This window comes from Capnocytophaga canis, assembly GCF_000827555.1.
Classification (GTDB): Bacteria; Bacteroidota; Bacteroidia; order Flavobacteriales; family Flavobacteriaceae; genus Capnocytophaga; species Capnocytophaga canis.
In genome coordinates this window covers 1-260 of sequence record NZ_CDOI01000091.1, presented here as the reverse complement: position 1 = coordinate 260, position 260 = coordinate 1, and the positions used below count along the sequence as shown (strand labels likewise).

Genomic DNA, 260 nt, shown 5'->3' with positions numbered 1-260 from the left:
ACAAAAGTCCAAAGTTCATCAACTTGTAACGATTTGTATTTGTTTTGTTTGGGTTTGATTTCTCGATTAAAATTTACCAAAACCGAAAGTACTTTTTTGATGTTAACTTTCTCAATTTCAGCAATATCACGAATACCTACATTTCTTGCCAAAAGCAAAAGAATTTTCGCAGCAATATGCGAAGCCCAACCTTTGTAGGTCAGATTATGGTCGCCGATAAATTGGCGTTTACAGGTTTTGCAAAGATAGTTTTGTTTTTT

1 protein-coding gene is annotated in these 260 nt (G+C 33.5%); it reads right to left on the bottom strand.

The features are described 5' to 3' along the window. Window positions 1–260: hypothetical protein (locus tag CCAND38_RS11860; RefSeq protein WP_042343735.1), on the bottom strand; the 260-nt coding region annotated here is incomplete at both ends.